Consider the following 22,820-nt stretch of genomic DNA (forward strand, 5'->3'; position numbering starts at 1 on the left):
GCCATGTTCGATCTGCTACCAAAATTCAAACTGGTCTAACTGGGCGCACTCCCTGCCAATGCACCGCGTCGGCGGCAAAGCTGAAACAGCACGGCAGAACTTCCACGCCGCTGCCGGTGGATTGGCGAAACAGTTCTCCGTAGCGCGGATCAGCACTGTCGCCGGGAGCAAACTCGTTCACATCTGGGCGGCTGAGGCAGGGCACGAGCACCGCGCGAGCTTCCGGAAGCACACCCATGAGCTCGATCAGATGCTTTTGGCCCCGCTCGGTCACCGTGTCAGGGAATAGTGCGGTTCTGCCGTCGGTCCAGGTTGTGTTCTTCACCTCGAGGTAGATCAGTCGTTGATCGGGGTTCTGTTCTGCCGGGGTCAGGAGGAGGTCAATCCGGCTGCGCTTGTTTGTTCCGTAGGCCACCTCTCCGCGGATTCCCGCAATCGCACCGAGTTGAGTGTCCAGACACCCCGCTTCGATCGTGGCCCGAATCAAGCGGTTGGGGAGGGCGGTGTTAATGCCGACCCAGCAGGGTTTGCCCTCTGCACCTGGAACTTCGGCTTGTTCCCAGGTCCAGGCCAGCTTGCGTTTTGGAGAGGGTGCGTGGCGGAGACGCACCCGTTGGCCAGGGATCAAGACCCCCGTCATTGGACCGGTGTTGGCGCAATGGGCCGTGACGGTTTCACCACTGCTCAGTTCCACATCGGCGAGAAAGCGTTTGTAGCGCTTCAGCAGCACGCCCTCCGTCAGGGGTTCAAAACGCAGCAGGGCATTGCCCGGAGAGGGAAGGCCAGTCATGGCAGCAGCCGAGATCTGCCCATGGTCTCGTGCGATGCATTCACAATGCGCCCAGTGCTGGGGGCGGAATGGCGCGTTCACTCAAGGGGATCGCATTGGTGGTGACCCTTGGCACCCTGCTGAGCAAGGTGGGTGGCCTCATCCGGCAGCTGGTGATCGCAGCGGCCTTTGGGGTTGGTGCTGCCTATGACGCATACAACTACGCCTATGTGCTGCCTGGATTTCTTCTGATCCTCCTCGGGGGGATCAACGGCCCTTTCCACAGCGCCATGGTGAGTGTTCTCAGCCGGCGCCCCCGGGCTGAAGGGGCTCACATCCTTGCTGCTCTCAACACCAGCGTCAGCGCTCTTCTTTTGCTGGTCACGATCGTTCTGGTGCTGGCGGCGGATCCCCTGATCACCCTGGTGGGGCCGGGTCTGGCACCCGATCTTCACGCCATCGCCAGGGTTCAGCTGCAGGTCATGGCACCGATGGCGCTGCTGGCCGGACTGATTGGGCTCGGCTTCGGTTCCCTCAACGCCGCAGATGAATTCTGGATTCCGGCGATTTCACCGCTGATGTCCAGCGGGGCCTTGATCCTGGGTGTGGGACTTCTGTGGTGGCAGCTCGGTGCTGACATTGCCTTGCCGTCCGCCGCCATGACCGGGGGTGTGGTGTTGGCATTCGCCACGTTGGTGGGGGCTTTATTGCAGTGGTTGATCCAGCTGCCGGCTTTGATCCAGCAGGGGTTGGCTCGGTTCCAATTGGTCTGGGACTGGCGGCATCCCGGCGTGCGAGAGGTCTGGCGTGTGATGGGGCCCGCGACGCTGTCGTCCGGAATGCTTCAGATCAATGTGTTCACGGATCTGTTTTTCGCCTCTGGAATCGTCGGTGCGGCTGCAGGTCTGGGGTACGCCAATTTGCTGGTGCAAACGCCGCTGGGCCTGATCTCGAATGCACTCCTGGTGCCCTTGCTGCCCACCTTCGCCAGGCTCACGGCGCCGGCCGATCGACCGCAGCTGATCGAACGGATCCGGCAGGGGCTCATGCTTTCCACCGCATCGATGATTCCTCTCGGCGGTTTGTTCATCGCCTTGGGTGGTCCCATCGTCGCCCTGATCTACGAGCGTGGAGCCTTCGATGCGACAGCGGCTCAGCTGGTGACGGGTTTGCTGATGGCCTACGGCCTTGGCATGCCGGCCTACCTCGGTCGGGATGTGCTGGTGCGTGTCTTTTATGCCCTCGGCGATGGGACGACGCCCTTTCGGCTCTCGCTGGCGGGGATCGGTCTGAACGTGGTTTTTGATTGGCTGTTGGTGGGTGGCCCGACCCCTTGGGGGAATCAGTCGCCGTTCAATTTCGGAGCGCCCGGGTTAGTGCTTGCCACGGTCGCCATCAACCTGCTCACCTGTCTTGCCTTGCTGGTTGCTTTGCAGCAACGGATCTCAGGCCTCCCATTGCGGCGCTGGGGGCTTGATCTTTTGCGGCTGGCCATCGCTGGTGTGCTGGCCGCAGGCGCCGCCGGGATTCTGTTGGCCGTGGTGAGCTGGCCTTCAGGAGTCGTGGGCCTGCTCCTGAAGGTGTCTGCACCTGGCCTGCTGGGTCTGCTGTTGTTTGCCTTGATCGGTGCTCAATTCAAGGTGGCGGAGGTGCGTGAGATCACGCAGCTTTTGGTGGGTCGATTCAGGTCTCGCTGAGACGAATATCACGCTCTTCACGCACCTGGATGGGAAGTTCCAACTGTTCGCGACCCACGAGCTGTGGTCCTTGAACAGAAACGATCCGTGCTTCGATCCCGAACTCCTTGAAGGCGGTTTCCAGTTCCTGAATCAGGGCCTTTTCGACCTGGGCCTCTGCATCGACCACCCGTCCAATCAGCCGTTCACCCAGTCGGCCGATGCGCTGGCGAACGACGTCTCTCGAGTTGGTGACTTCAATAATCAGCACACCAACCGCGGCGGATGGACTGCAACCTTATCCGCAGTAAGGCTCAAGGATCTCTTCGAGATCACGGAGCTGGCTGGGGGGAATGAGTTTGGCGAGGGGGAGCTGACTAGCGCCTCCTGCCAGCGGAACCTTCACGGCATCAAGCGCCTGCCGAGCAGCAACTTCAGCTCCTTGATTGACGCGAGCACTGCATTCGATCGCGAGGGCGGAGGCCAGCTCGGCATCGCCGAGGTAAAGATGCCAGCCGCTGATTTGAACGTAAAGGCGATCAGCTAAAGCGCTTTGAAGGTCCTGCAGATCGCTGGCGGAAAGGGACATCAGCCCAGGAGGAGCGAGGGGGATTCCTCCATGCTGGCGTTATTCCTCTGGCTTGGGTCGCTGAAGAATTACCCATATCAACTGGCCCAGCCACAAGGTTGCCCAGAGTCCGGTGACCCAGGTCAAGCTTCCCGGAGGAAAGGGATGGCGCATCTCTTGCAGGAACCAACTGCCGCTGTTCACCGCGGCGAAGATGCCGCCGTGAAGGCATAGGTTCACGATGCGCTCGAAATGCCGGTAGGTCGGATCCTCAGGGTTAGCGGGGCCATACCAGCGGATCGGCATTGCTCGGGCTCAGAAACACCTGAATCCTGGCGCGGCCGGGGCCCGGTTGACGAGCGGACCCTCGATGGGGTCTGATAGTCCCACGCCAGCGCTTGTAGCTCAGCGGATTAGAGCATCTGACTACGGATCAGAGGGTCGGGAGTTCGAATCTCTCCAGGCGCGTTTCAACTGCCCCCATGGGCAGTTTTTTTTTGGTTGATCGCTCGGCCTGATCGCTGTGGTTTCTTACGATTGGTCAAAGCTTTACTGACATTTCATGGGCCAGGCTTCTGGACGCGCCATCGACGCTGATCTGGCTCAATCGGATCCGGATATTGCTGCGTTCATCAACCGGGAACAGCAGCGTCAGGAAACCCACCTTGAGCTGATCGCATCGGAGAACTTCGCGTCCCGCGCGGTGATGCAGGCTCAGGGTTCTGTCCTGACCAACAAGTACGCCGAGGGTCTGCCCAGCAAGCGGTATTACGGCGGTTGTGAGCACGTTGATGCCATTGAGGAGTTGGCCATCGAGCGGGCCAAGCAGTTGTTCGGGGCTGCATGGGCCAATGTGCAGCCCCACAGCGGTGCCCAAGCCAACTTCGCCGTTTTTCTGGCCCTGCTGCAGCCCGGGGACACGATCATGGGGCTCGACCTGTCCCATGGCGGTCATCTGACCCATGGCTCTCCGGTCAACGTCAGTGGCAAGTGGTTCAACGTCGTTCAATACGGCGTCGATAAGGAGACCCAACGCCTGGATATGGAGGCGATTCGGCAGCTTGCTCTGGAGCACAAGCCCAAGCTGATTGTTTGTGGCTATTCCGCCTATCCGCGAACGATTGACTTCGCTGCGTTCCGTGCCATCGCGGATGAAGTTGGTGCCTATCTGCTGGCCGATATGGCCCACATCGCCGGCCTCGTGGCTGCTGGCGTCCACCCCAGTCCCGTGCCTCACTGCGATGTGGTGACCACCACCACCCACAAAACCCTTCGCGGCCCCCGTGGTGGTTTGATTTTGTGCCGCGATGCTGATTTCGCCAAAAAATTCGATAAGGCCGTTTTCCCCGGCAGTCAGGGCGGCCCTTTAGAGCACGTGATCGCGGCCAAGGCTGTGGCTTTTGGTGAAGCGTTGCAGCCTTCGTTCAAGGCTTACAGCCAGCAGGTGGTCGCCAATGCGGCGGCCCTCGCCGAACAGCTGATTGCCCGCGGCGTCGATGTCGTCAGTGGTGGCACCGATAATCATGTGGTGCTGCTTGATCTGCGGTGCATTTCGATGACAGGAAAAGTGGCTGATCTGCTGGTGAGTGATGTGCACATCACGGCCAACAAGAACACGGTTCCCTTTGACCCCGAATCACCCTTCGTCACCAGTGGCCTGCGGCTGGGAACTGCTGCACTGACCACGCGCGGTTTTGATGTTCAAGCCTTCCGCGAGGTCGCTGATGTGATTGCCGACCGTCTTCTGAATCCCGAGGATGACGCGATTCGGCAGCGTTGCCTGGACCGTGTGGCTGCTCTCTGTGAGCGCTTCCCCCTCTACGCCGACAGCAAGCAGCCTGTTCTGGCGTGAGGTTCGGCCCTTCCACTCGAAGCAGCTTGGGTGGGTTTTGCTGTGCGGGTTGCAAGCTCTTTAGGATTGGGATTACTCCTTCTGACCGGGGGACCGTCTCTTTCCCGGAGCTTTTGTGAATCTCTTGGCCAGCCCTATTGCGGTTGCCTCGGTCAGTTTTCTTCTGGCCGCGGTGATCACCACGGTGCTGGTGCCCCGGGTGCTACGGCTGGGTCTTCGCTTCGGGTGGACCGATCAGCCCGATGAGCGCAAGCAGCACATCACCCCCATGGTGAGACTTGGGGGGGTTGCCATGGTGCTGGGTTTTTGTCTGGCCTTGGCGGCGGTTTGGTCGATGGGGGGCTTCGGACTGCTGGCTCCGGCAAGGGATCAACTGATTTGGAGCACCCTGGCCGGTTCACTCTGCTTTTTTCTGATCGGCTTGGCGGATGACCTCTTCGCCCTTTCCCCGTGGCCTCGACTGGCTGGGCAGGTCGCCGTGGCTTGTGCGGTTTGGAGCCAGGGCGTTCGGATTGGAGCAATCGATCTCCCCTGGCTCACCGCTTCCGCAGGTCCGATTGCCTTGCCGGACGGCCTCAGCCTTCTGGCAACCGTTGTTTGGCTGGTAGGGATTACCAATGCCATCAACTGGTTGGATGGCCTTGATGGCCTCGCCGCTGGGGTTGCTGGCATTGCTGCTGTCGGACTGGTGTCCGTCAGCTTTTCGCTTCATCAGGTGGCCGCTGGATTCCTGGCCGCTGCACTGGCTGGCTGCTGCCTTGGTTTCTTGCGACATAACTTCAACCCAGCCCGGATTTTCATGGGCGATGGGGGTTCCTACTTCCTCGGGTTCACCCTCGCTGCCGTCAGCATCGTGGGACCCGCCAAGGGGCTCACAACCGTCAGCTTGCTGCTGCCGCTCCTGATTCTCTCGTTGCCGCTGGCCGACATGTCGGCCGTGATCATGGGCCGGCTGCGGGAAGGCCGCTCTCCCTTCTATCCCGACCGCCGTCACCTCCATCACCGTTTGCTTCGCGCCGGGTTCAGTCATCGGCGCACGGTTCTGTTGATCTACGTCTTCACCCAGTGGCTCGCAGCCCTTGCCCTGGTAGTTGCCAACGCTGAGATGCGCTTCCTCTGGCTGGCTCTCGCAACAGCCATCCTGGTGGCTACGGTCGTGATTAGTCGTCGTCAGCTGCAACACGAGCGGGCCCTGATGAGCACCACGCCGCGTGCCACACCCGTCGACCCTGCTGCCCTTGGCAAGCCGCGTGGCTGAATCGGGCGTTGAAGTTCTGTGTGTGGGCACGGAGTTGCTGTTGGGCGACATCCTTAATGGCAATGCCCGATGGATCGCTGAACAGTTGGCTGGTTTGGGGTTGCCGCATTACCGCCAGACGGTCGTCGGCGACAACAAAGACCGCTTGGTTTCCGCCGTGCGTGAGGCTTCGCAGCGTTGCAGGGTTCTGGTGACGACAGGCGGTTTGGGCCCCACGCCGGATGACCTCACCACAGATGCCCTGGCTGCTGCCTTCGAGACTCCTCTGGAGGAACGTCCAGAGCTCTGGCTGGAGATCCAGCGGAAGTTATCAGCGGGAGGCCGGCCGGTGGCTCCCAGCAATCGCAGCCAGGCTTTTCTCCCCCGGGGGGCTGAGGTTCTTCCCAATCCAAAGGGCTCGGCTCCCGGGATGATCTGGTCGCCGCGACCGGATTTCACCATCCTCACCTTTCCGGGGGTGCCCTCGGAGATGCAGGCAATGTGGACGGAGACGGCCGTCCCGTGGCTCCAAGCGCATGGTGGTGCCACCGGGATATTTGTTAGCCGTCAACTTCGCTTCAGCGGCATTGGTGAATCCGATCTGGCCGAGCGCGTTGCTGATCTGTTGGCCTCCACCAATCCAACGGTGGCGCCCTATGCCTCCCTTGGAGACGTGAAATTACGGCTCACAGCCTGTGCCCCGAGTGCCGATGCTGCAGTTCAGATGCTGGTGCCGCTTGAAGCGGAGCTGCGGCGCCGCACAGGGGACCACTGCTACGGCGTGGATGAGGACAGCCTGGCGTCGGTGGTGATCAGCCTGCTCAAGCAACAGGATCAGTCTCTGGCGGTGGCTGAATCCTGCACCGGAGGCGCACTGGCGGCGGCTCTCACGGCTGTTGCAGGCTCTTCATCGGTTTTTCAGGGTGGCGTCATCGCCTACAGCAATGCGGTGAAACAGGGCCTGCTTGGGGTGTCGACGGATTTGCTCATGACCCACGGTGCTGTCTCGCAGCCAGTGGTCGAAGCGATGGCCCGGGGAGCCAGGGAGCGCCTGAATTGTGACTGGGCGATTGCGGTGAGTGGAATTGCCGGGCCTGGAGGTGGAAGCGCCGAGAAGCCTGTGGGCTTGGTGCACCTTGCCTTGGCCGGCCCCCATGGTTGTGAGGCTTGGGTGCACCGCTTCGGTGAGCGCCGTGGCCGGGCGGCTATTCAGAGGTTGAGCGTGATCCGCGGCTTAGACCGTCTTCGTCTGCGCTTGCTCGCTCAGGTTTAGGGTCGACGGTTACTGCGGCTGAACAGTTGAGTTCCGGCACCCTCTACGACAAGGTGTGGGATCTGCATCGGGTGGCGGAGCTTCCCGGCGGATCCACCCAATTGTTTGTCGGTCTTCATCTCATCCATGAGGTCACCAGTCCCCAGGCGTTCTCGGCTCTGAAGGACAAGGGCCTGACGGTGCGTTGTCCCGAGCGTACTGTCGCCACGGTGGATCACATTGTGCCGACCACCTCCCAGCAACGTCCGTTCGCCGACCCGTTGGCGGAGGAGATGCTCAGCACCTTGGAGCGGAACTGTCAGGAGTACGGCATTCCTCTCAACAACATCGGCAGCGGAAGGCAGGGCATCGTTCATGTGATTGCCCCGGAGCTCGGTCTGACCCAGCCGGGGATGACGGTGGCTTGCGGTGACTCCCACACCTCCACCCATGGCGCCTTCGGGGCGATCGCCTTCGGAATCGGGACCAGTCAGGTCCGCGATGTGCTTGCCAGCCAGAGCCTGGCCATGAACAAGCTCAAGGTGCGCCGAATTCAGGTGAATGGCCTCCTGTCGGAGGGGGTGTCTGCCAAGGATCTGATCCTTCATGTGATTCGCCGCCTTGGCGTGAAAGGCGGCGTTGGTTACGCCTATGAGTTCGCAGGGCCTGCGATCGAGGCGCTGTCTATGGAAGAGCGGATGACCCTCTGCAACATGGCGATCGAGGGTGGAGCCCGTTGCGGTTACGTCAATCCTGACCAGATCACCTTTGACTATCTGAAAGGTCGTCCCCATGCCCCGGAGGGTGATGCCTGGACCCGCGCTGTCTCCTGGTGGAGCTCCCTGTCCACCGACCCCGATGCAACGGTCGACGATGAGGTGGTCTTCGATGCGGCTGCGATTCCACCCACGGTGACCTGGGGCATCACTCCCGGCCAGGGATTGGGGATCGATGAAACGGTTCCCAGCCTCGATCAGCTGGATTCAGGGGAGCGTCCGATCGCGGAGGAGGCCTACCGCTATATGGATCTCCAGCCAGGAACGGCCATTGCTGGAGTCCCTGTGGATGTCTGTTTCATCGGCAGCTGCACCAATGGTCGTCTCAGCGATCTCCGTGCCGCTGCCGATGTGGCCCGTGGGCGCCAGGTGGCTGAGGGCATCAAGGCGTTTGTGGTTCCCGGCTCGGAGCAGGTGGCAAAAGCCGCTGAAGCGGAAGGGCTGGATGTGGTTTTCCGTGCCGCAGGTTTCGAGTGGCGGGAACCTGGTTGTTCGATGTGTCTGGCCATGAATCCTGACCGGTTGGAGGGACGCCAAATCAGCGCCAGCTCCAGCAATCGAAATTTCAAGGGTCGGCAGGGATCGGCCAGTGGGCGGACTTTGTTGATGAGTCCAGCGATGGTGGCCGCTGCTGCCGTGAATGGTCGTGTGACTGATGTCCGTACTTTGATTTCTCCGTCAGCATCGTGATGGCTCTCTTCCCGACTGGTCCTGTTCAGCATGTGAGTGGAACGGCCATTGCCGTGCCAGGCGAAGACATCGATACGGATCGGATTATTCCGGCACGCTTTCTTAAATGCGTCAGTTTCGAGGCGCTGGGCGACCAGGTGTTTGCTGATGACCGTCTGGAACTCTCCGGCGAGCATCCCTTTGATCAGGCCCGTTATCAGGGTGCCTCGATCCTGGTGGTGAATGGCAATTTCGGCTGCGGTTCCAGCCGTGAGCATGCACCCCAGGCGTTGATGCGCTGGGGAATCCGTGCAGTGGTCGGTGTCAGTTTTGCCGAGATTTTCTATGGCAACTGCCTCGCTCTGGGCATTCCCTGTGCAACGGCTGCGCCGGATGAGATCAAGGCGATTCAGGCGCAGGTGTCTCGTGAACCAGGTGGCTCGTGGCAGCTGGACCTTGCTGGTTTGCAATTGACGTCGGCGGAGTCCAGCTGGCCTGTGTCGATCGATGCCGGCCCTTTGGACATGCTGCGCAGCGGTCGCTGGGATGCCACGTCCCAGCTTCTGGACCATGGTCCTCAGGTCGCAGCGTTGATGCAATCACTGCCGTACATCAACCAATTCGCCGCCAATTGACGGTCAAGCGCGACTCCTGTGTCTATGAAAGAGATAGGAGGTTGCGTGTTGATGGCTCATTCGTTGTCGCGGTTGTTGTTGCCGTTGTTGGTTCTTGTCGGTGTCGGTCCCGCAGGTGCGATGCCGCTTCAGGTCCAGCCCCACGATCCCTTGGATCGCAGTTGTCCTGGTTGTGACCTGCGCCATGCGGATTTCCGTCAGGCTCACCTCATCGGCGCTGATTTTCGGGGCAGCGATTTGCGCGGAGCCGATCTCAGGGAGGCGAATCTTGAAGGTGCTGATCTCACGGGGGCCCTGCTGCAAGGAGCTGACCTGCGGGGAGCCAACCTCACCAATGCAGAGCTGTCTGGTGTGGATCTGCGCAATGCCGATCTGCGGGACGCTCAGGTGATCAATGCCTATGCGCCGAACGTTCGGACCACCGGCATGCGTTATGCCGGTGCTTCACTGCTCGGAAGTGATCTGATCATCGGGGGCGGTGACTGATCAGAAGGGTCGATCCGAGTTGTTCGTCTCCATCCAGTTCGTCGGGGTGTAAGGCACAAACGGCACTCCTGTGCCTTTAAAGCCAAAGTCGTTGAGACGGAAGCGGACGCCACCAATACCTTCGTACGGATTGAAGTAGATCCCGACGTCGTAACTGCGACGTTGCCAGCGCAGTTCGACGTTCGAGTTGACCGTTTTGCCGTAGTACTCCGAACCGGGGTCGACGTTGTAACTGACGCCTGTACTCAGCACGACCGGCCCCACGATCTGCTGTGTGAGCCCGATCCCAAGGGTGGCGAGATCGACGTTCCGATCAAAGGCGAAGGGGCTGTTGCCGTTTTTCAGGGAGCCGCTGCCCACGATCGAGATCTGTGTGAAATCGAGGAAAGGCTTGCTGAAGGTGCCCAGGGTGATGGTGGGGCCTCCGCTGAGGCTCAGGGTCTCTTGGTGACGGCCATCGCCATAGACAGCCACCGAAGTGTTGACGTTGGTGTTCAGACTCAACCCGGGAACAATTGGAACGGGGGAGTAGCGATAGGCCGCCGTTGGAATCAGCTCTGCTGTGTTCCCTTTCAACAAGGGAATCTGGCTGGTGATTGAGGCATACAAGCTGCCACGCCCAGTACGTAAGGGGCGGTTGCTGTTGAAGCGATCGGCGTCGTAGTCACCGATGGCACCTCGAATCAGATAGTTGTGGTCTATGTCCCCTGACGACCAGCTGCCCCGGGTTTGGGCGTAGACGCCATAGGCCGCATTGATGTCGGTCTCACCAAGGGAGCCATTCCAGGTGCGATAGCGGTAAGCCCCGAACAGTTTGGTCTCCAGCACGCCCAAGCTGCCCAGGTCGATATCTCTGCCGAAGCTTCCCCAGAAGCGACTTGCGCTGAGGATGTCATCGGGATCAAAGCTGCTCATGTCGGCGTCGGCGCTCAGCCTGTAATCCCCGTACCGGCCGCGAAGTTTGGCGTCCAAGCCAAACAAATCACCGGCACTGTTGAAATCGCCGTCCATGGCGCGCTGGAGCATGAACTGCGGCTGAAGGGATAGCTCCGTGCTGGTACCGATGGTTAGAGGCTGGAGGTTGCGTCCCACAAAAAGGCCACCGCGGTCTTTGTTGTCGATGCCAACAACCAGACGGTTCTCAACTTCCTCCTCCTTCTGGATGAGCTGTCGACGTGTCACAGGGATGGGCAGTCGCTCTTCGACGATCAGGCGGTTGCGACGCGCCGAGATCAGCACATCACCATTGGCTTGTTCCCTGGCAATCACATCCTCTGCATCGATCCTGGTTTGAGCAGGGGTGAACGGATCGTTGCTGAATCCCATGCGGTCGGCTTGCCAGCCATCCGCCGTGATCAAGACCTTCGAAGCCTGGATTCTCCAGCGGCTGATCGTGCCATTAAGGAGATTTGTGCTTCCCAGACTCTTGAGTTGAGGAACTTTGACCACACCGAAGCGGTTTTCATCCCTGATTGAGGAATTCAGGCGTTGAACGGGGATGCCGCTGCGTCGTTCGATGCTGAAGCTGCCCTGGAAGTCGATGTCCGAGACGCGCTGGTCGATCTTGGCAATTGCCTCCGTCCGCATGGCTTGCTGCTGGGCCGGGGGAATCGCTTCCTGTTCGGTTTTGCCATCACTGGAGACATGGCGCTGGGGGTCACCGCCGTCACCGAGGGCAATGGAGTCGAGGCGGTCAGAGAGGGAGGAAGGCTTGACGCGATGGTCGCGATCCGGATCTGCACACTCCGGCAGGGGAGGCATCATGGCGCTCTCCGGCTGGGGTGTGTCCCGTCCCCAGCGGTAGCGCAGGCCGAGCAAGTAGGCATTGCTGCCTTCGCTGACCCCTCCATAGGTACCGAACGCACCGGAGCGGTGGTGAATTCGGCCGACGAGTGACAGGTCGGAGGAGACAGCGGCCTCGACCTCGAAGCCGAGATAGTTCAGCAGTTGGGTGTAGTTCTCGCGGAACGTTTTCTCGTAAAGGCTGACGTCAGAGTTGTAACTGATGCCTTCCACGAAGCTGAGGCTCAGCCACGGCTGAACCCAGACGCGCGCTCCGATCCCGAGGACCCCTTCGCCGAAGCCTTGTGGGGGTAGATCGGCATAGGGGTTGCTCTGGTTGAATTCGCCCCCCTGTTGCTGCTTGGCCATGTGGCTGAACAGGTCAGCCTCAAGTTCGATGGCCAGTGGCCCAGCGCGCATGATTCGCCTTTGCACGCCCAAGCCCAGCACGGCTTCCGGTCGCATCCGACCGTTGAACATGAAGGTGTCGCCGAAGGCGGCGTCAATCATTTGGCCTCCCCAGGCCGTGACCGCCCAGGGTTGTGGATGCCAGTCGGGTACCGGAGGGAGGAGAGGAGGACAGGCCACCGGAGGCATGTTCTCGTTGCTCTCTGGGGTGTCTTCTGTGGAGGAAATCTTTGACGGCGACTCAGATGGTGTCTCAGGCCGTTTCTCAGTCGCTGGGGATGTTGTGCGAGAGGTTGTAAACGGATTGGTGAGGGGCTCCTCTAGGTCGATGACCCCATAGACATCATTGAGTTGACCTTCGTTTTGGACGAGGTTGTAGCGGAAGCTTGACGCTTGAAAATATTGCTTGCCGCGTCTTAAACGCACGGCACCGCGTGCATAGAGCGTGCGGAAGCCAGCATCGAATTCAATCCGATCGGCGCGCAGTTCAGCGTTTCCGAGCTGAATGCTGACGTTGCCTTCGGCGATTGTGGCCTTGGTGTTGCGATCGCTGTATTGACGATCTGCCTTGATTTTCAGATGCGCAGGTGCTGGTGCCACAGCGGAAATATGTTCAGCCGATGAAGCTGAAACTGGCAATGCCGAGACCGATCCCGTAATCAGGGTTCCAGTCAGTGCGAAGAGAAGGCGATGAGCCCCCAAGGCAATCCTGCTGCGGGCCACGATCCTGCCAGCTCAGCCCCAGGATCCAGCCTTGTTCAGACCAGTGCGTTGCGCGGTCTGTTCGAGAGGGTCACTCAATCTTCGAGGTCTTTACGGCTGGGAGTGCGGCTTGGATCGCTCGCAAGGAACCCGAACACGAAAATGCCGATGAAAAAGAAGACGACCGAATAGACGGAGATCTTGAGGGCGAGCATGGAGACCGACCGGCGTCTGTGACAAGGGCATCATCTTATGGGGCATAACAGCGTTAGCTGGGGCATGAACCCTGAACAGGTCGCTCGATCGGAGTGGATTGAAACGTTTCGCAGTCGGTCGCGTCGTGATCTGCGTGCGGATTGGCGCCGGTCAGGTTCTGCCAAGGCCGGTGTTTTTCTTGATGAAACTTGGGGATCGACCCATCGCCCGGACTGGGCCAAACGTGGTCTGCTGATTTGGCCAAGGGGGCGTCAATGGCTGCGTCTTGAACAGCGGTTGTTCTGGCCAGATGGCTGGTGCAATAAGGAGTCTTGCCGTGCACGGCTGGTGCTGAGCTGGTGGGCTGAGCACATGCGGCTATGGGTTGACGACGTGCTGGTGCATGAGGGGGATCTGTTTGATACCGCCTGTCGCTGGCCTCTTCCCGAGCGATGCCGCCAGGGGTCTGCGCTGAATCTTCTGCTGGAGCTTCGCAGCCCACTGCATGACGATGGAGCTCTGATCAGCAGCCATCTGGACCTGGAGCCGCAATCAGCGAGCACGGATCCAGAGGGCACGCTGCTCCCCTCGGCCTTGGAACTGCATCTGGCAGCGGATGGTGATCTGCCGCCGCATTGGGCGGATCTGGACCCCAGCGGCGCTGAGGCTCAGGTCGCTGTCGCGACGCACCTTCACCAGGCGGCAAGCCCTGGAGGTTCAATGCATTGGCTCGGTCATGCTCATTTGGATCTGGCCTGGCTCTGGCCGGTTGCCGATACATGGCAGGCCGCTGAACGCACCTTTCGATCGGCATTGGCTCTGATGCGGCGCTGGCCAGAGCTGCGCTTTGCCCATTCCACGCCGGCGCTTTACGCCTGGATGGAGCAGCATCGCCCTGCTCTGTTTGCTGAGATCCAGGAGGCCAGCCGCGACGGCCGCTGGGAGCCGATTAATGGTCCCTGGGTGGAGACGGACTGCGTTCTGGTCAGCACGGCGTCGTTGTGGAATCAATTCGCTCTTGGTCAGGACGACAGCCGTCGCCGCTTCCCGGAATGGGTCCATGAATTGGCCTGGCTGCCAGACAGCTTTGGCTTCGCGGCAGGATTGCCTGCGGTGGCTGCCGCCACCGGTGTGCGCTGGTTTTGTACGCACAAGTTGGCCTGGAATGCCGAGAACCCTTTTCCGCACCGTGTGTTCCGTTGGCGTGGACGGGGACGATCCGAACTGCGGAGCCTGATGTTGCCGCCGATCGGGCGTCGTGCTGACCCCGTGGAAATGTTGGTGGAGCAGCGTGCATGGCATGAGGCCACGGGGCTAGAAACGGCGCTCTGGATCCCTGGTGTTGGAGATCACGGTGGTGGTCCCACCGATGAGTTGCTGGAGCAGATCGAGCTCTGGGAGGGGCAAACGAATGCGTTGCCTACCCAAGCCGGCACGGTGCGTGAGTTCCTGACGGAGCTGGAGCGGGGTGATCAGGCCTGGCCGGTGTGGCGTGATGAGCTGTTTCTGGAGTTGCACCGCGGCTGCGCCACCAGCCGCCCAGATCAGAAGCGTCACAACCGCACGCTGGAGCGGCTTTTGCGGGAAGCCGACGCTGCTTCGGCCCTATTGGCACTCGCTGGTCAGGACAGCGGCAGCAGCGATTGGCGTCCGCTGTTGTTTCAGCAGTTTCACGACATCCTTCCGGGAACTTCGATCCCGGAGGTGTTTGAGCAGGCGGAACCGGTCTGGTGCACGGCTCGGCGCCAGGCCCGCCAGGAACGCGACCGGAGACTGGCAAGGCTGCCCCGTGCGAATGACTCCGCGGTGGACTGGAGTTGGTGGGGTCTGCAACCTTTGGCCTCTTGGTCACCACTGGTTCGGCTTCCAGCTGGATCGTGGTCGGTCGATGCCGTTTCACTGCCCCAGCAGGCTGCTGCGGTTGGTGGAACTTGGGTGCAGTTGCCACTTCAGCAAGGCAGTTGCTCTGTGCCCCTCAGGCTTGAACCAGGGTTGAAGCACTGTCCTTCTGAACCCCGTCATCCCGTGGTTATCGCGTCGCTGGGGTCAGGAGCCTGGCGTCTTGGTAATGATTTGGTTGAACTTGAGGTCTCCGCAGCCGGACTCCTTGCTTTCAAGGGGCGTGATGGAAGAGAGCAGTTGTCGGCGCCGCTGCAGCTCAAGCGCTACCGAGACCGTGGAGAATTTTGGGATGCCTGGGATCTGGCTGCTGGTTACCGCTCCAATCCCCTGGGTGTTGACTCCACGGGATCGTTGCAATGGCTCGACAAGGGCCCCCTGGTCGCCCATTTGGTGCTGAGGCGCAAAATTGGTGCCAGTTCCATGCGCCTGGACCTGCGGCTGAAGGCCGATACGCCTTGGCTGGAGCTGATCTGCAGCATCGACTGGTGCCAGACCCACGAGTTGTTGCGCCTGGAGCTGCCGCTGGCGACTCGCGCCGTTCGGATCGGTGCCGACACCAGTGGAGGGGTGATTGAACGCCCTGCTGAGCCGATGACACCCCGGGAAAAAGCCCGTTGGGAAGTCCCTGTGATCTCCTGGTTCGCTTCACAGTCGGCGGCTCCTGGAGGTGGGTTGGCTGTGTTGCTGGATGGTCCTCAGGGGGTTGATTGGTCTCCATCACGACTGGGCATTTCGTTGCTGCGCGGTCCAACCTGGCCTGATCCCAGTGCTGATCAGGGCTGGCATCGCCAGCGTCTTGCCCTCATGCCGCTGTCAGGCTCCTGGAGCGATGCCGGTGTACCCCAGGCTGCGATTGCATTTCGCGAGCCGGGTTGTTGTGCACCTCTGCCCGCTGAGCTGCGTCAGTGGGTCCCATCGCTCCCGAATCAGCTCACGCCGGTTGCTCTGCAGCGGAATGGCGGTGACTGCTTGCTGAAGCTGATGAACGCGGGATCTGCTCGCTGTAGATGGGCCCCCGGTTCAGGCTGGCGCGTTCGCTTTCAGGCCGACTCAACTGCAACAGATCAAGTGGTGATCGCTCCCGGAGACCTCGTGTCTCTCGTGCTGTCTCAGTCCTCGTGATCGTCAAACGGGTCATCGAGTGCTTTTGATGGCGGACCAAAGGCCTGGTACACACCAAAACCGGTGAGTCCGAACAAAACGGCGAGCACACCGATGGCAACGGACAGGGCTGGGGACGACGTTTCCATCACATCTCTCGACAGGATCGACCCCTAACCGGAGTCGGCCCCTACAGTATCGGGACTTCAAACCACCCGAGACCCAGCGTCGTCATGGCCCAACGCACCCGTCTGGGAGACCTTCTCCGCCCGCTGAACTCCGAGTACGGCAAGGTGGTTCCCGGATGGGGCACCACTCCCGTGATGGGCATCTTCATGGTGCTTTTCTTGGTGTTCCTTCTGGTGATCCTTCAGCTCTACAACAAGTCCCTCATCCTTGAGGGCATCAACGTGAACTGGAACGGCCTCGGCTGATCTGAACCCATGAATATCTTCGGCGTCGGTCTCCCCGAAATGGCGGTTATCGGCGCCGTTGCGTTATTGGTTTTCGGTCCGAAGCGCTTGCCAGAGCTTGGTCGCACGTTGGGAAAGACCCTGAAGGGATTCCAATCCGCGTCCAAGGAATTTGAGCGCGAGATCAACAAAGCCATGGCAGATCCGGAGGTGCCAGCGGACGCTGCCAAACCCATCGAAGAACTTCCCCCCGGCGACTGAGTCGCCACAACTGAGTCGCCGCAGTGGTATGACCACCGATCTCAAGCTTGTCGTGGGACTGGGGAACCCCGGCACCAAATACACGGGCACGCGCCACAACATCGGCTTCATGGCTTTGGAGCTTTTTTCGGAGCGTTCCGGATTCAGCTTTCGGCAGCAAGCCAAATTGCATGGCTTGGCGGCCGACACAGGAGTGGGTGATCAGCGTTTGCGCCTCCTCATGCCGCAGACCTACATGAACGACAGCGGTCGTGCCATTCGTGCTGCGCTCGATTGGTTTGGCCTCGAGCCCCATCAACTGCTGGTGTTGGTGGATGACATGGATCTCCCCCTTGGCCGTTTGAGGCTGCGTGCTCAGGGGAGTGCTGGTGGTCACAACGGACTGCGTAGCACCATTCAGCATCTCGGCACCCAGGCGTTCCCCAGGCTGCGGATCGGGATTGGTGCTCCGGCTGAGAACCCTGCCGAGCGTCGTGCCCGAACGGTGTCTCACGTGCTTGGTCCCTTCAGCAAGCTGGAGCAACCCTGTGTGGGCGCTGTCCTAGACGCTGTCCTGGAAGGGATTCATCGTCTTCAATGTCAGAGCTTTGAGCGCGCCGGGACCTGGATCAACGGGTTTCGCTACGACCTGGAGTCCGAAGACTGATGCCGGCTCTTCCGGCGACAACAGCCCATCTACGGGTGCTTCGCCAATGTTTTCAGGCGAAATGTGTTGAGGGTGAGGTCTCTGCCGGAGGCTTTGAGTGGCAGTTTTCCTGGGCTTTTGACCGCGGCGAGCTGATGGTGGAGCCGTCCTTAGGACGTGCCCTGATCGAGGATGCCTTGCGGCGGTTCCTGGTGCGTTCTGATTACAAGCTCGAACCAGGAGGTGACTACACCTTCATGGTCAGGGCCAGGTTTTGAGCACGAAAGTGGGTGCAGGCTCTGGCCATTGCAGGTGGCACCCCAGGTGCTCTTCCAGCATGACTAAGGCGGCAACAGCATCCAGGTCCACCGGTGGAATGCGCAGCCCTTTCGGTAGAACTCGGCGCCAACCCCGAGCCGGCCACAGCGTCCAGTAACGCTGTCTTGCCCGCAGGGTGGTCCCCTGCTCCGGAATCACGGTGAGGCTGCCCAGGCCTTCCAGCCGCTTGATCCACGCTTGGCTTCCTGTTCCGTCGCCAATCAGGATGCGATCTAGAGCTTGGTCTTGATTCCACTGCTCGAGCCAGGGTTCCACGGCCTCTGGGGTCAGAACATGGCCCTCGCTAACAAGACCATGCTGAAGATCGGCCAGCACAAGGCCACATTTGCAGCGGCCTGGATCGAGCACGGCCACCCGCTTCATGGGGATGCCTCAACCGTGACGACCACAGCATCGGAGCTGTAGCTGATCCCTGCGGCAATCACCTTCAAGACCACGCTTTTGCTGGGTCCCTCCATCAATGCCTGGGCCAGTTGGGAGAGTGCTGATCCATCGAATTGCAGTCCTTCCGTCAGGGATCCTCGCCGTTGCACCTCGGCATAGGCGGAGGCCAAGAGAAGGTTCAGCCGCGTTCGAATGCCCTCCGGTGTGCGTTCATCCGTTCGCAGTGTGGTGGTCGCTAGCACGTCACCGCTTTGCGCCACCGGGCGGTTGGGACGCACTTCGGGGAAGGCGTACACCGCCGTTTCACCACGCAGCACATTGGTGGCGGAGCGCAGCGAGATCACCCAGGTGTCCGGCTTGCGGATGATGTTCTGCAAGCGTTCCACGTCGCTGCGGGGAACGCGGATCAACTGTCGTTCGGGTGCTTCACCCGGCCTCACCTTGCCGTAGGCGTTGGCATTGGCCTCTTGAAGCAGCCTGTCGACAGCCTGTTTCGCTTGATCAGGAGCATCGAGACGAACCGTTGCTCTCGCCAAGGTCTGTCCGCTACTGATCACCACCGATCCACGCCTCAGGGCGACCAGGTTGAATTCGAGTTCCTTGAGTTCCTGCTCGCCAGCTCGGATTCGGCTCCGCACGCTTTTCAATTCGGCCTCCGTGCGCTGGATGTCGGCATCGCGGGAGGCGATGTCCCGGCTCAGACGCTCACGTTCTGCTTCGAGTTGGGCGCGTTCGTTCTGCAGGGGAGCCAGTTCACGGCGCAGGGTGTCAGCCCGTTGCTGTGACTGCTTGAGTTCAGCAGCGATCCGGTTGGCTTCTGTTCGGGTCTCTTCCCGTTCCCGTTCGGCTGCATCGAGCTGCCGCCGGCTGTCCTGGAGCCGGTCTTGCAGAGCATCCAGTTCAAACAGGCCCACCCGCAGCTGGCGGCTCACCAGCAGCAGCAGGCCGAGCGACAGTGCGCTGATCAGGCTGCCGGTTAGCACCGTGATCAGAACGGCGGTCCGTCGCGGGCGCATCTTGAACAGACTCAGGCGGGCCTTGCCGACACGACTTCCCAGCCGGTCACCCAGGGTCGACAGAACGCCCCCGAGCACCAGCAGAACCAGGATCAGTGCCCAGCCACTCATGGCCGCACCTGTGGGTTGACGTGCTGCCTAGCTGAATCGTTTGGCCAGAGCGATTGGATCCAGAACGGTGATTTTTTTGCGGTCAATCTGAACCAGACCGGATTGACGCAAGTCTCCCAGCAGACGCGTGATTGTCACGCGCGTTGAGCCAATCGCTTCGGCGATGGCCTGATGGGACAGGCGCAGGTCGATGGTGATTCCCAGTTCATCCGCGACGCCGAAATCCCTGCACAGCACCAACAGAAAGCTCACCAGTCGGGATGACATGTCCCTGTGGGTCAGCGTTTCGATCATCGTTTCGGTCTGAAGAATCCGACTGGAAAGGCCCTGCAGCAAGCGCAGGCCAACGCTGGTATCCGCTTCGATCGCCGCCTTCACGGATGTCGCAGGCGCCGTCACCATCTCGACTCTGGTGAAGGCTACGGCGTGGTAGAAGCGATCAGACCGTTGACCGGTCAGCAACGAAAGCACCCCAAAGAGGCTGTTCTCGCGGAGCAAGGCCACTGTGATCTCTTCCCCTGACTCGTAGACGCGGGAGAGACGGACCGCTCCGCGGCGGATCAGATAGACCCGTTCAGCAGGATCTCCAGGGAAAAAGATGGTCTTGTTGCGGTCCACCAGTTCACTGCTGGCGCCGTCCAGATCCCGGATGATTTCCAGGAGGGAGCGGTTGGCCGGTTCTGTGCTGGGGGTTGGAGCCACCATCTGCGGGGCGTATCGGCTGAAACCTCGGCTACTGGTCATGACAACCCCCTGGTGAGGCGAAGCTACGGAGCCAACGGTGGCCGCCGTGTAGCGGTTATTACGTAACTCTGCTGTGCTCGTTCATCGCTTGGCGTTGCGCCTGCATTAGGGATGTCAATCCAGGCTCAGCCAGATCCAGTAATTCATTGAGCTGGCTGCGGCTGAAGGGCGCTCCCTCCGCAGTTCCCTGGATCTCCAACAGGCGACCATCGCCAGCCTGCACAACATTCAGGTCCACCTCAGCTCTGCTGTCTTCGCTGTAGTCCAGATCCAGCAAGGCCTGGCCACCCACCAGGCCGACGGACACGGCCGCTACCTGGTCGATCAGTGGCGATTGCTCCAGAATCCCCTTTTCCACGAGTGAAAGGCAGGCTTGCTCAAGGCCGAGCCAAGCTCCCGTGATGGATGCAGTCCGTGTTCCGGCGTCGGCCTGGATCACATCGCAGTCGATCAGCAAGGTGCGCTCGCCCAGACGCTTCATGTCGATCACAGCGCGAAGGCTTCGGCCGATCAAGCGTTGAATCTCCTGCGTGCGGCCCGACAATTTCATGAGCTCCCGTGATTGCCTCTGCGGCGTGGATCCCGGCAGCAGCCGGTATTCGGCGCTGACCCATCCCAACCCTTCCCCCTTCCGCCAGCGGGGAACCTTGTCCTCCAGGCAGACGCTGCACAGAACAGCGGTTCGGCCGGTGTGAACCACAAGGGAGCTCAAGGCAAAACCCATGGGATTCCAGGTCACCGAGAACGGCCGTAATTGCTCAGGGCGACGGCCATCGGTGCGGCTTCCAGCGGTTTGGCTCATCGGTGGTGTGCAGTTCTTCAAGCCTCGCAGGCGGTTGGTTCTCGCCCGTCCAAACACCATGGGTGGTGTCAATGGACTTGTGGAATGTCATCTCGCCGCTACATTCAAGGTCTTGCCGGGATTGCCCGGACGGATGTTGCCGTGATGACCACAAGCCTTGCCGACCCACAAGCGTTCCAGAACTCTCTGGATCGGGATCAGCAGGCTTTGCAGCGGGCAGGACTCAGGCCCCTCCCACCTGTTGCAGATCCTCCACCCCTATATCTGGTGGCGCCCGAAGGGCAGCTCCAGGTTCACACAGCGCCCTATCGCGGCAGTTTCGCCAGTGTTCTCAGTCAGGCGATGCGTTCCGCTGGCCTGGGCAGTCGTGTTCTGATCAGTCAGTTCCTCAAAGGGGGCGTGCAGCAGGGGCCCGCAGGTCGCGTCCAACTTTGTGGAGGCCTGGTTTGGCTGCGTCCTGAGGTGCCTCTCTGCCTCTCCTCTCCGAATCACCCCGGCGGTGCGGAGGCGGTTGCTGCCGTTTGGTCCATCTGCCGTCAGCATTTGATTCAGGGGGATCTCGACCAGTTGGTCCTGGATGAAATCGGCCTGGCTGTGGCCTTCGGTTACCTCAATGAATCGGACGTGATTTCAGCTCTCGAGCAGCGGCCCGCCTCGATGGATGTGATCATCACAGGACCTGCGATCCCCGCCGGCGTGGTGGAGATGGCAGATCAAGTCACGGAGTTGCGCCGAGGTTTCTGATGCTCAAGTGCGATCGCTGGATCACTGAACAGGCTGGGCAGGGAATGATCGAGCCATTTCAGAGCGGCCTCGTCCGTCATCTAGATCCGGAGCAGAAGCTGCGTCCGGTGCTGAGCTTTGGTTGCTCCTCCTACGGCTACGACCTACGCCTATCTCCTCAGGAATTTTTGATCTTCCGGCACGTTCCCGGCACGGTGATGAATCCCAAGCGGTTCAATCCGGCCAATCTCGAGCCCACTCCTCTCCATGAAGATGAGGATGGTCGATATTTCATTCTTCCGGCCCACTCCTATGGCCTTGGCGTAGCGCTTGAAAAGCTTCGAGTTCCTCCCAACATCACTGTGATCTGTTTGGGGAAGAGCACCTATGCCCGCCTTGGAATCATTGTGAACACCACTCCAGCGGAAGCCAGCTGGGAGGGTCACCTCACCCTTGAATTCAGCAATAGCTCCGGTGCTGACTGCAGGATCTATGCCGATGAAGGCATCTGTCAGCTGTTGTTTTTTGAGGGTGATGCCTGTGCGACCACCTACAGCGATCGACAGGGCAAATACCAGCACCAGCCCGAACGTGTGACGCTCGCCAAGGTTTAGATCTCCCCGCTTTAAGGGGCCAGTCGTGCTCGATGCAGCCTGCTTTTTTCGTACCAGGCGGCGAACTCAGGAGCCCAATCCACCATGTGAGGCCACATCAGATCGCAGAGTTGGCGGATCTCCAGCTGAGCATCGAGTTTGGCCCGCAGATCCATGAAGTGGAGAAACGCGCGCAAACTGAAGCTCACCACAAAGTGCTGGCGGTAGTCGAACGGAAGGATGCCGCGGGCGTGCTCCTCGGAGAAGCCGGCTTTGAGAAGATCCCTGTATCGCTCGGCCGCGCTTCGGCACAGATCAAGATCTTGGTTGCGCAGCTCTTCCGTGTAGGCATATTTCTTGCCCTGCCTGTCGCTGTAGTCGCCGACGGGCCGCAAATAAAACACCTCTTCAAGCTCTAGGGCCCCATCCGCTGCTCTGCAGATGCGATCGCCCGTGTAGCGCATCGATTGCACATCGAAGCTCACGCCGACCCGATGGGTGCGGGCCTGCTGCATCACCGAATGAGGAAACCAGCCCACGTTCAGCACGATCTGTGCATGTTCCATGGGGCCGTAATGGCCGCGCTCTCCGGATAGCAAACGTTTGACGCAGATCTCCCCAGCCCGTTGTTCATCAGGCCAACTGGCACGATCTCCGGCCACAAAACCTTCGCTGTAGTCCTGATGCATGGCCGCATAGATGCATTGCTGCGGGTTCGGCGTGGCAGCGATCAGATCGACCCGAAAGCGGTCCATGGGAGCGTCAGAGTGACGAGTTGTGGTGATCATGGCGAGGTGTG

General features: G+C 60.5%; 26 protein-coding genes and 1 tRNA gene. 15 read left to right on the top strand and 12 right to left on the bottom strand.

What is annotated here, in order from left to right:
- Positions 1–25 precede the first annotated feature (25 nt).
- Positions 26–790 carry a DNA/RNA nuclease SfsA gene (sfsA, locus tag FZX13_RS07905; protein ID WP_226409054.1) on the bottom strand — a complete coding sequence of 255 codons (765 nt, stop codon included), beginning with the start codon at positions 788–790 and terminating at the stop codon, positions 26–28.
- A gap of 68 nt (positions 791–858) precedes the next feature.
- On the opposite strand from sfsA, the gene murJ reads away from it, so the two are divergent.
- On the top strand, positions 859–2,466 hold the full coding sequence (murJ, locus tag FZX13_RS07910; RefSeq protein WP_226409056.1) for a murein biosynthesis integral membrane protein MurJ: 1,608 nt from the start codon (positions 859–861) through the stop codon (positions 2,464–2,466).
- On the opposite strand, the gene FZX13_RS07915 is transcribed toward murJ, so the two are convergent.
- The 3 genes from FZX13_RS07915 to FZX13_RS07925 are packed head-to-tail and all read right to left on the bottom strand — an operon-like array spanning position 2,453 to position 3,319.
- Complete coding sequence (locus FZX13_RS07915) at positions 2,453–2,716, bottom strand: cytochrome-c oxidase (RefSeq protein WP_115024943.1); 264 nt, start codon at positions 2,714–2,716, stop codon at positions 2,453–2,455. The genes murJ and FZX13_RS07915 overlap by 14 nt on opposite strands.
- A 27-nt stretch (positions 2,717–2,743) precedes the next feature.
- Positions 2,744–3,034 carry a DUF3181 family protein gene (locus FZX13_RS07920; RefSeq protein ID WP_115024944.1) on the bottom strand — a complete coding sequence of 97 codons (291 nt, stop codon included), beginning with the start codon at positions 3,032–3,034 and terminating at the stop codon, positions 2,744–2,746.
- Between the two features lie 39 nt (positions 3,035–3,073).
- Positions 3,074–3,319, bottom strand: coding sequence for a hypothetical protein (locus tag FZX13_RS07925; protein WP_115024945.1), 246 nt, complete (start codon positions 3,317–3,319; stop codon positions 3,074–3,076).
- An 88-nt stretch (positions 3,320–3,407) separates the two neighbouring features.
- On the opposite strand from FZX13_RS07925, the gene FZX13_RS07930 reads away from it, so the two are divergent.
- The 7 genes from FZX13_RS07930 (at position 3,408) to FZX13_RS07960 (ending at position 9,920) form a co-directional block, all read left to right on the top strand.
- Positions 3,408–3,481 (top strand) — tRNA-Arg (locus tag FZX13_RS07930).
- A 94-nt stretch (positions 3,482–3,575) separates the two neighbouring features.
- On the top strand, positions 3,576–4,865 hold the full coding sequence (gene glyA / locus FZX13_RS07935) for a serine hydroxymethyltransferase (RefSeq protein ID WP_226409058.1): 1,290 nt from the start codon (positions 3,576–3,578) through the stop codon (positions 4,863–4,865).
- A 115-nt stretch (positions 4,866–4,980) separates the two neighbouring features.
- A complete protein-coding gene (locus FZX13_RS07940; RefSeq protein ID WP_226409060.1) occupies positions 4,981–6,123 on the top strand; it encodes an MraY family glycosyltransferase in 1,143 nt (380 codons plus the stop codon).
- Positions 6,116–7,375: a competence/damage-inducible protein A gene (locus FZX13_RS07945; protein WP_226409131.1), complete on the top strand. Its 1,260-nt coding sequence runs from the start codon at positions 6,116–6,118 to the stop codon at positions 7,373–7,375. Before FZX13_RS07940 ends, FZX13_RS07945 begins: the two co-directional genes overlap by 8 nt.
- Before the next feature lie 26 nt (positions 7,376–7,401).
- Complete coding sequence (leuC, locus tag FZX13_RS07950; RefSeq protein WP_226409062.1) at positions 7,402–8,820, top strand: 3-isopropylmalate dehydratase large subunit; 1,419 nt, start codon at positions 7,402–7,404, stop codon at positions 8,818–8,820.
- Positions 8,820–9,434, top strand: a complete 615-nt coding sequence (locus tag FZX13_RS07955; protein ID WP_226398385.1) for a 3-isopropylmalate dehydratase small subunit 2 — start codon at positions 8,820–8,822, stop codon at positions 9,432–9,434. Before leuC ends, FZX13_RS07955 begins: the two co-directional genes overlap by 1 nt.
- Positions 9,435–9,485: 51 nt before the next feature.
- Complete coding sequence (locus tag FZX13_RS07960; RefSeq protein WP_115094947.1) at positions 9,486–9,920, top strand: pentapeptide repeat-containing protein; 435 nt, start codon at positions 9,486–9,488, stop codon at positions 9,918–9,920.
- On the opposite strand, the gene FZX13_RS07965 is transcribed toward FZX13_RS07960, so the two are convergent.
- Together FZX13_RS07965 and FZX13_RS07970 are read right to left on the bottom strand one after the other, a co-directional pair.
- A complete protein-coding gene (locus FZX13_RS07965) occupies positions 9,921–12,710 on the bottom strand; it encodes a DUF3769 domain-containing protein (protein WP_370630802.1) in 2,790 nt (929 codons plus the stop codon).
- A 197-nt stretch (positions 12,711–12,907) separates the two neighbouring features.
- A complete protein-coding gene (locus FZX13_RS07970) occupies positions 12,908–13,027 on the bottom strand; it encodes a photosystem II reaction center protein I (protein WP_006172424.1) in 120 nt (39 codons plus the stop codon).
- Positions 13,028–13,091: 64 nt separating this feature from the next.
- Here FZX13_RS07970 and FZX13_RS07975 point away from each other — a divergent pair, with 64 nt between their 5' ends.
- Positions 13,092–16,031 (top strand): glycoside hydrolase family 38 C-terminal domain-containing protein, encoded by a 2,940-nt coding sequence (locus FZX13_RS07975; RefSeq protein ID WP_226409066.1) that lies wholly within the window; start codon positions 13,092–13,094, stop codon positions 16,029–16,031.
- Here FZX13_RS07975 and psbN read toward each other — a convergent pair.
- Positions 16,019–16,159 carry a photosystem II reaction center protein PsbN gene (gene psbN / locus FZX13_RS07980; protein ID WP_011363291.1) on the bottom strand — a complete coding sequence of 47 codons (141 nt, stop codon included), beginning with the start codon at positions 16,157–16,159 and terminating at the stop codon, positions 16,019–16,021. The genes FZX13_RS07975 and psbN overlap by 13 nt on opposite strands.
- An 84-nt stretch (positions 16,160–16,243) precedes the next feature.
- On the opposite strand from psbN, the gene psbH reads away from it, so the two are divergent.
- Genes psbH through FZX13_RS08000 form a run of 4 tightly spaced genes read left to right on the top strand, consistent with a single transcriptional unit; the run spans position 16,244 to position 17,587 of the window.
- Positions 16,244–16,444 carry a photosystem II reaction center phosphoprotein PsbH gene (gene psbH / locus FZX13_RS07985; RefSeq protein ID WP_006849996.1) on the top strand — a complete coding sequence of 67 codons (201 nt, stop codon included), beginning with the start codon at positions 16,244–16,246 and terminating at the stop codon, positions 16,442–16,444.
- Positions 16,445–16,453: 9 nt separating this feature from the next.
- Entirely contained in the window at positions 16,454–16,684 is a 231-nt protein-coding gene (locus FZX13_RS07990) for a TatA/E family twin arginine-targeting protein translocase (RefSeq protein ID WP_226409068.1), read from the top strand.
- Between the two features lie 28 nt (positions 16,685–16,712).
- Positions 16,713–17,330 carry an aminoacyl-tRNA hydrolase gene (gene pth / locus FZX13_RS07995; protein ID WP_226409070.1) on the top strand — a complete coding sequence of 206 codons (618 nt, stop codon included), beginning with the start codon at positions 16,713–16,715 and terminating at the stop codon, positions 17,328–17,330.
- Entirely contained in the window at positions 17,330–17,587 is a 258-nt protein-coding gene (locus FZX13_RS08000; RefSeq protein ID WP_115094359.1) for a DUF3146 family protein, read from the top strand. The genes pth and FZX13_RS08000 overlap by 1 nt, the downstream gene beginning before the upstream one ends.
- Here FZX13_RS08000 and FZX13_RS08005 read toward each other — a convergent pair.
- Genes FZX13_RS08005 through rph form a run of 4 tightly spaced genes read right to left on the bottom strand, consistent with a single transcriptional unit; the run spans position 17,571 to position 20,705 of the window.
- On the bottom strand, positions 17,571–18,011 hold the full coding sequence (locus FZX13_RS08005; RefSeq protein ID WP_115024955.1) for a resolvase: 441 nt from the start codon (positions 18,009–18,011) through the stop codon (positions 17,571–17,573). The two genes, FZX13_RS08000 and FZX13_RS08005, sit on opposite strands and share 17 nt — an antisense overlap.
- A complete protein-coding gene (locus FZX13_RS08010) occupies positions 18,008–19,159 on the bottom strand; it encodes a DUF3084 domain-containing protein (protein WP_115024956.1) in 1,152 nt (383 codons plus the stop codon). The genes FZX13_RS08005 and FZX13_RS08010 overlap by 4 nt, the downstream gene beginning before the upstream one ends.
- A gap of 27 nt (positions 19,160–19,186) precedes the next feature.
- A complete protein-coding gene (gene ntcA / locus FZX13_RS08015) occupies positions 19,187–19,903 on the bottom strand; it encodes a global nitrogen regulator NtcA (RefSeq protein ID WP_115024957.1) in 717 nt (238 codons plus the stop codon).
- A gap of 58 nt (positions 19,904–19,961) precedes the next feature.
- On the bottom strand, positions 19,962–20,705 hold the full coding sequence (rph, locus tag FZX13_RS08020; RefSeq protein WP_115024958.1) for a ribonuclease PH: 744 nt from the start codon (positions 20,703–20,705) through the stop codon (positions 19,962–19,964).
- 144 nt (positions 20,706–20,849) lie between these two features.
- Here rph and FZX13_RS08025 point away from each other — a divergent pair, with 144 nt between their 5' ends.
- Together FZX13_RS08025 and dcd are read left to right on the top strand one after the other, a co-directional pair.
- A complete protein-coding gene (locus tag FZX13_RS08025) occupies positions 20,850–21,449 on the top strand; it encodes a cob(I)yrinic acid a,c-diamide adenosyltransferase (protein WP_115025059.1) in 600 nt (199 codons plus the stop codon).
- Positions 21,449–22,042 (top strand): dCTP deaminase, encoded by a 594-nt coding sequence (dcd, locus tag FZX13_RS08030; protein WP_226409072.1) that lies wholly within the window; start codon positions 21,449–21,451, stop codon positions 22,040–22,042. Before FZX13_RS08025 ends, dcd begins: the two co-directional genes overlap by 1 nt.
- 11 nt (positions 22,043–22,053) lie before the next feature.
- Here dcd and thyX read toward each other — a convergent pair whose 3' ends face one another.
- Complete coding sequence (gene thyX, locus FZX13_RS08035; protein WP_115024960.1) at positions 22,054–22,776, bottom strand: FAD-dependent thymidylate synthase; 723 nt, start codon at positions 22,774–22,776, stop codon at positions 22,054–22,056.
- Between the last annotated feature and the right edge of the window lie 44 nt (positions 22,777–22,820).

Origin of the sequence: Synechococcus sp. MU1625, from assembly GCF_020514205.1 — a bacterium.
Classification (GTDB): domain Bacteria; phylum Cyanobacteriota; class Cyanobacteriia; order PCC-6307; family Cyanobiaceae; genus Parasynechococcus.

Coding starts and splice junctions, on each gene's coding strand:
- sfsA (WP_226409054.1), bottom strand. CDS start 790: ATGACTGGCCTTCCCTCTCCGGGCAATGCCCTGCTGCGTTTTGAACCC.
- murJ (WP_226409056.1), top strand. CDS start 859: ATGGCGCGTTCACTCAAGGGGATCGCATTGGTGGTGACCCTTGGCACC.
- FZX13_RS07920 (WP_115024944.1), bottom strand. CDS start 3,034: ATGTCCCTTTCCGCCAGCGATCTGCAGGACCTTCAAAGCGCTTTAGCT.
- FZX13_RS07925 (WP_115024945.1), bottom strand. CDS start 3,319: ATGCCGATCCGCTGGTATGGCCCCGCTAACCCTGAGGATCCGACCTAC.
- glyA (WP_226409058.1), top strand. CDS start 3,576: ATGGGCCAGGCTTCTGGACGCGCCATCGACGCTGATCTGGCTCAATCG.
- FZX13_RS07955 (WP_226398385.1), top strand. CDS start 8,820: ATGGCTCTCTTCCCGACTGGTCCTGTTCAGCATGTGAGTGGAACGGCC.
- FZX13_RS07960 (WP_115094947.1), top strand. CDS start 9,486: ATGGCTCATTCGTTGTCGCGGTTGTTGTTGCCGTTGTTGGTTCTTGTC.
- FZX13_RS07970 (WP_006172424.1), bottom strand. CDS start 13,027: ATGCTCGCCCTCAAGATCTCCGTCTATTCGGTCGTCTTCTTTTTCATC.
- FZX13_RS07975 (WP_226409066.1), top strand. CDS start 13,092: ATGAACCCTGAACAGGTCGCTCGATCGGAGTGGATTGAAACGTTTCGC.
- psbN (WP_011363291.1), bottom strand. CDS start 16,159: ATGGAAACGTCGTCCCCAGCCCTGTCCGTTGCCATCGGTGTGCTCGCC.
- psbH (WP_006849996.1), top strand. CDS start 16,244: ATGGCCCAACGCACCCGTCTGGGAGACCTTCTCCGCCCGCTGAACTCC.
- FZX13_RS07990 (WP_226409068.1), top strand. CDS start 16,454: ATGAATATCTTCGGCGTCGGTCTCCCCGAAATGGCGGTTATCGGCGCC.
- pth (WP_226409070.1), top strand. CDS start 16,713: ATGACCACCGATCTCAAGCTTGTCGTGGGACTGGGGAACCCCGGCACC.
- FZX13_RS08000 (WP_115094359.1), top strand. CDS start 17,330: ATGCCGGCTCTTCCGGCGACAACAGCCCATCTACGGGTGCTTCGCCAA.
- FZX13_RS08005 (WP_115024955.1), bottom strand. CDS start 18,011: ATGAAGCGGGTGGCCGTGCTCGATCCAGGCCGCTGCAAATGTGGCCTT.
- FZX13_RS08010 (WP_115024956.1), bottom strand. CDS start 19,159: ATGAGTGGCTGGGCACTGATCCTGGTTCTGCTGGTGCTCGGGGGCGTT.
- ntcA (WP_115024957.1), bottom strand. CDS start 19,903: ATGACCAGTAGCCGAGGTTTCAGCCGATACGCCCCGCAGATGGTGGCT.
- rph (WP_115024958.1), bottom strand. CDS start 20,705: ATGAGCCAAACCGCTGGAAGCCGCACCGATGGCCGTCGCCCTGAGCAA.
- FZX13_RS08025 (WP_115025059.1), top strand. CDS start 20,850: ATGACCACAAGCCTTGCCGACCCACAAGCGTTCCAGAACTCTCTGGAT.
- dcd (WP_226409072.1), top strand. CDS start 21,449: ATGCTCAAGTGCGATCGCTGGATCACTGAACAGGCTGGGCAGGGAATG.
- thyX (WP_115024960.1), bottom strand. CDS start 22,776: ATGGACCGCTTTCGGGTCGATCTGATCGCTGCCACGCCGAACCCGCAG.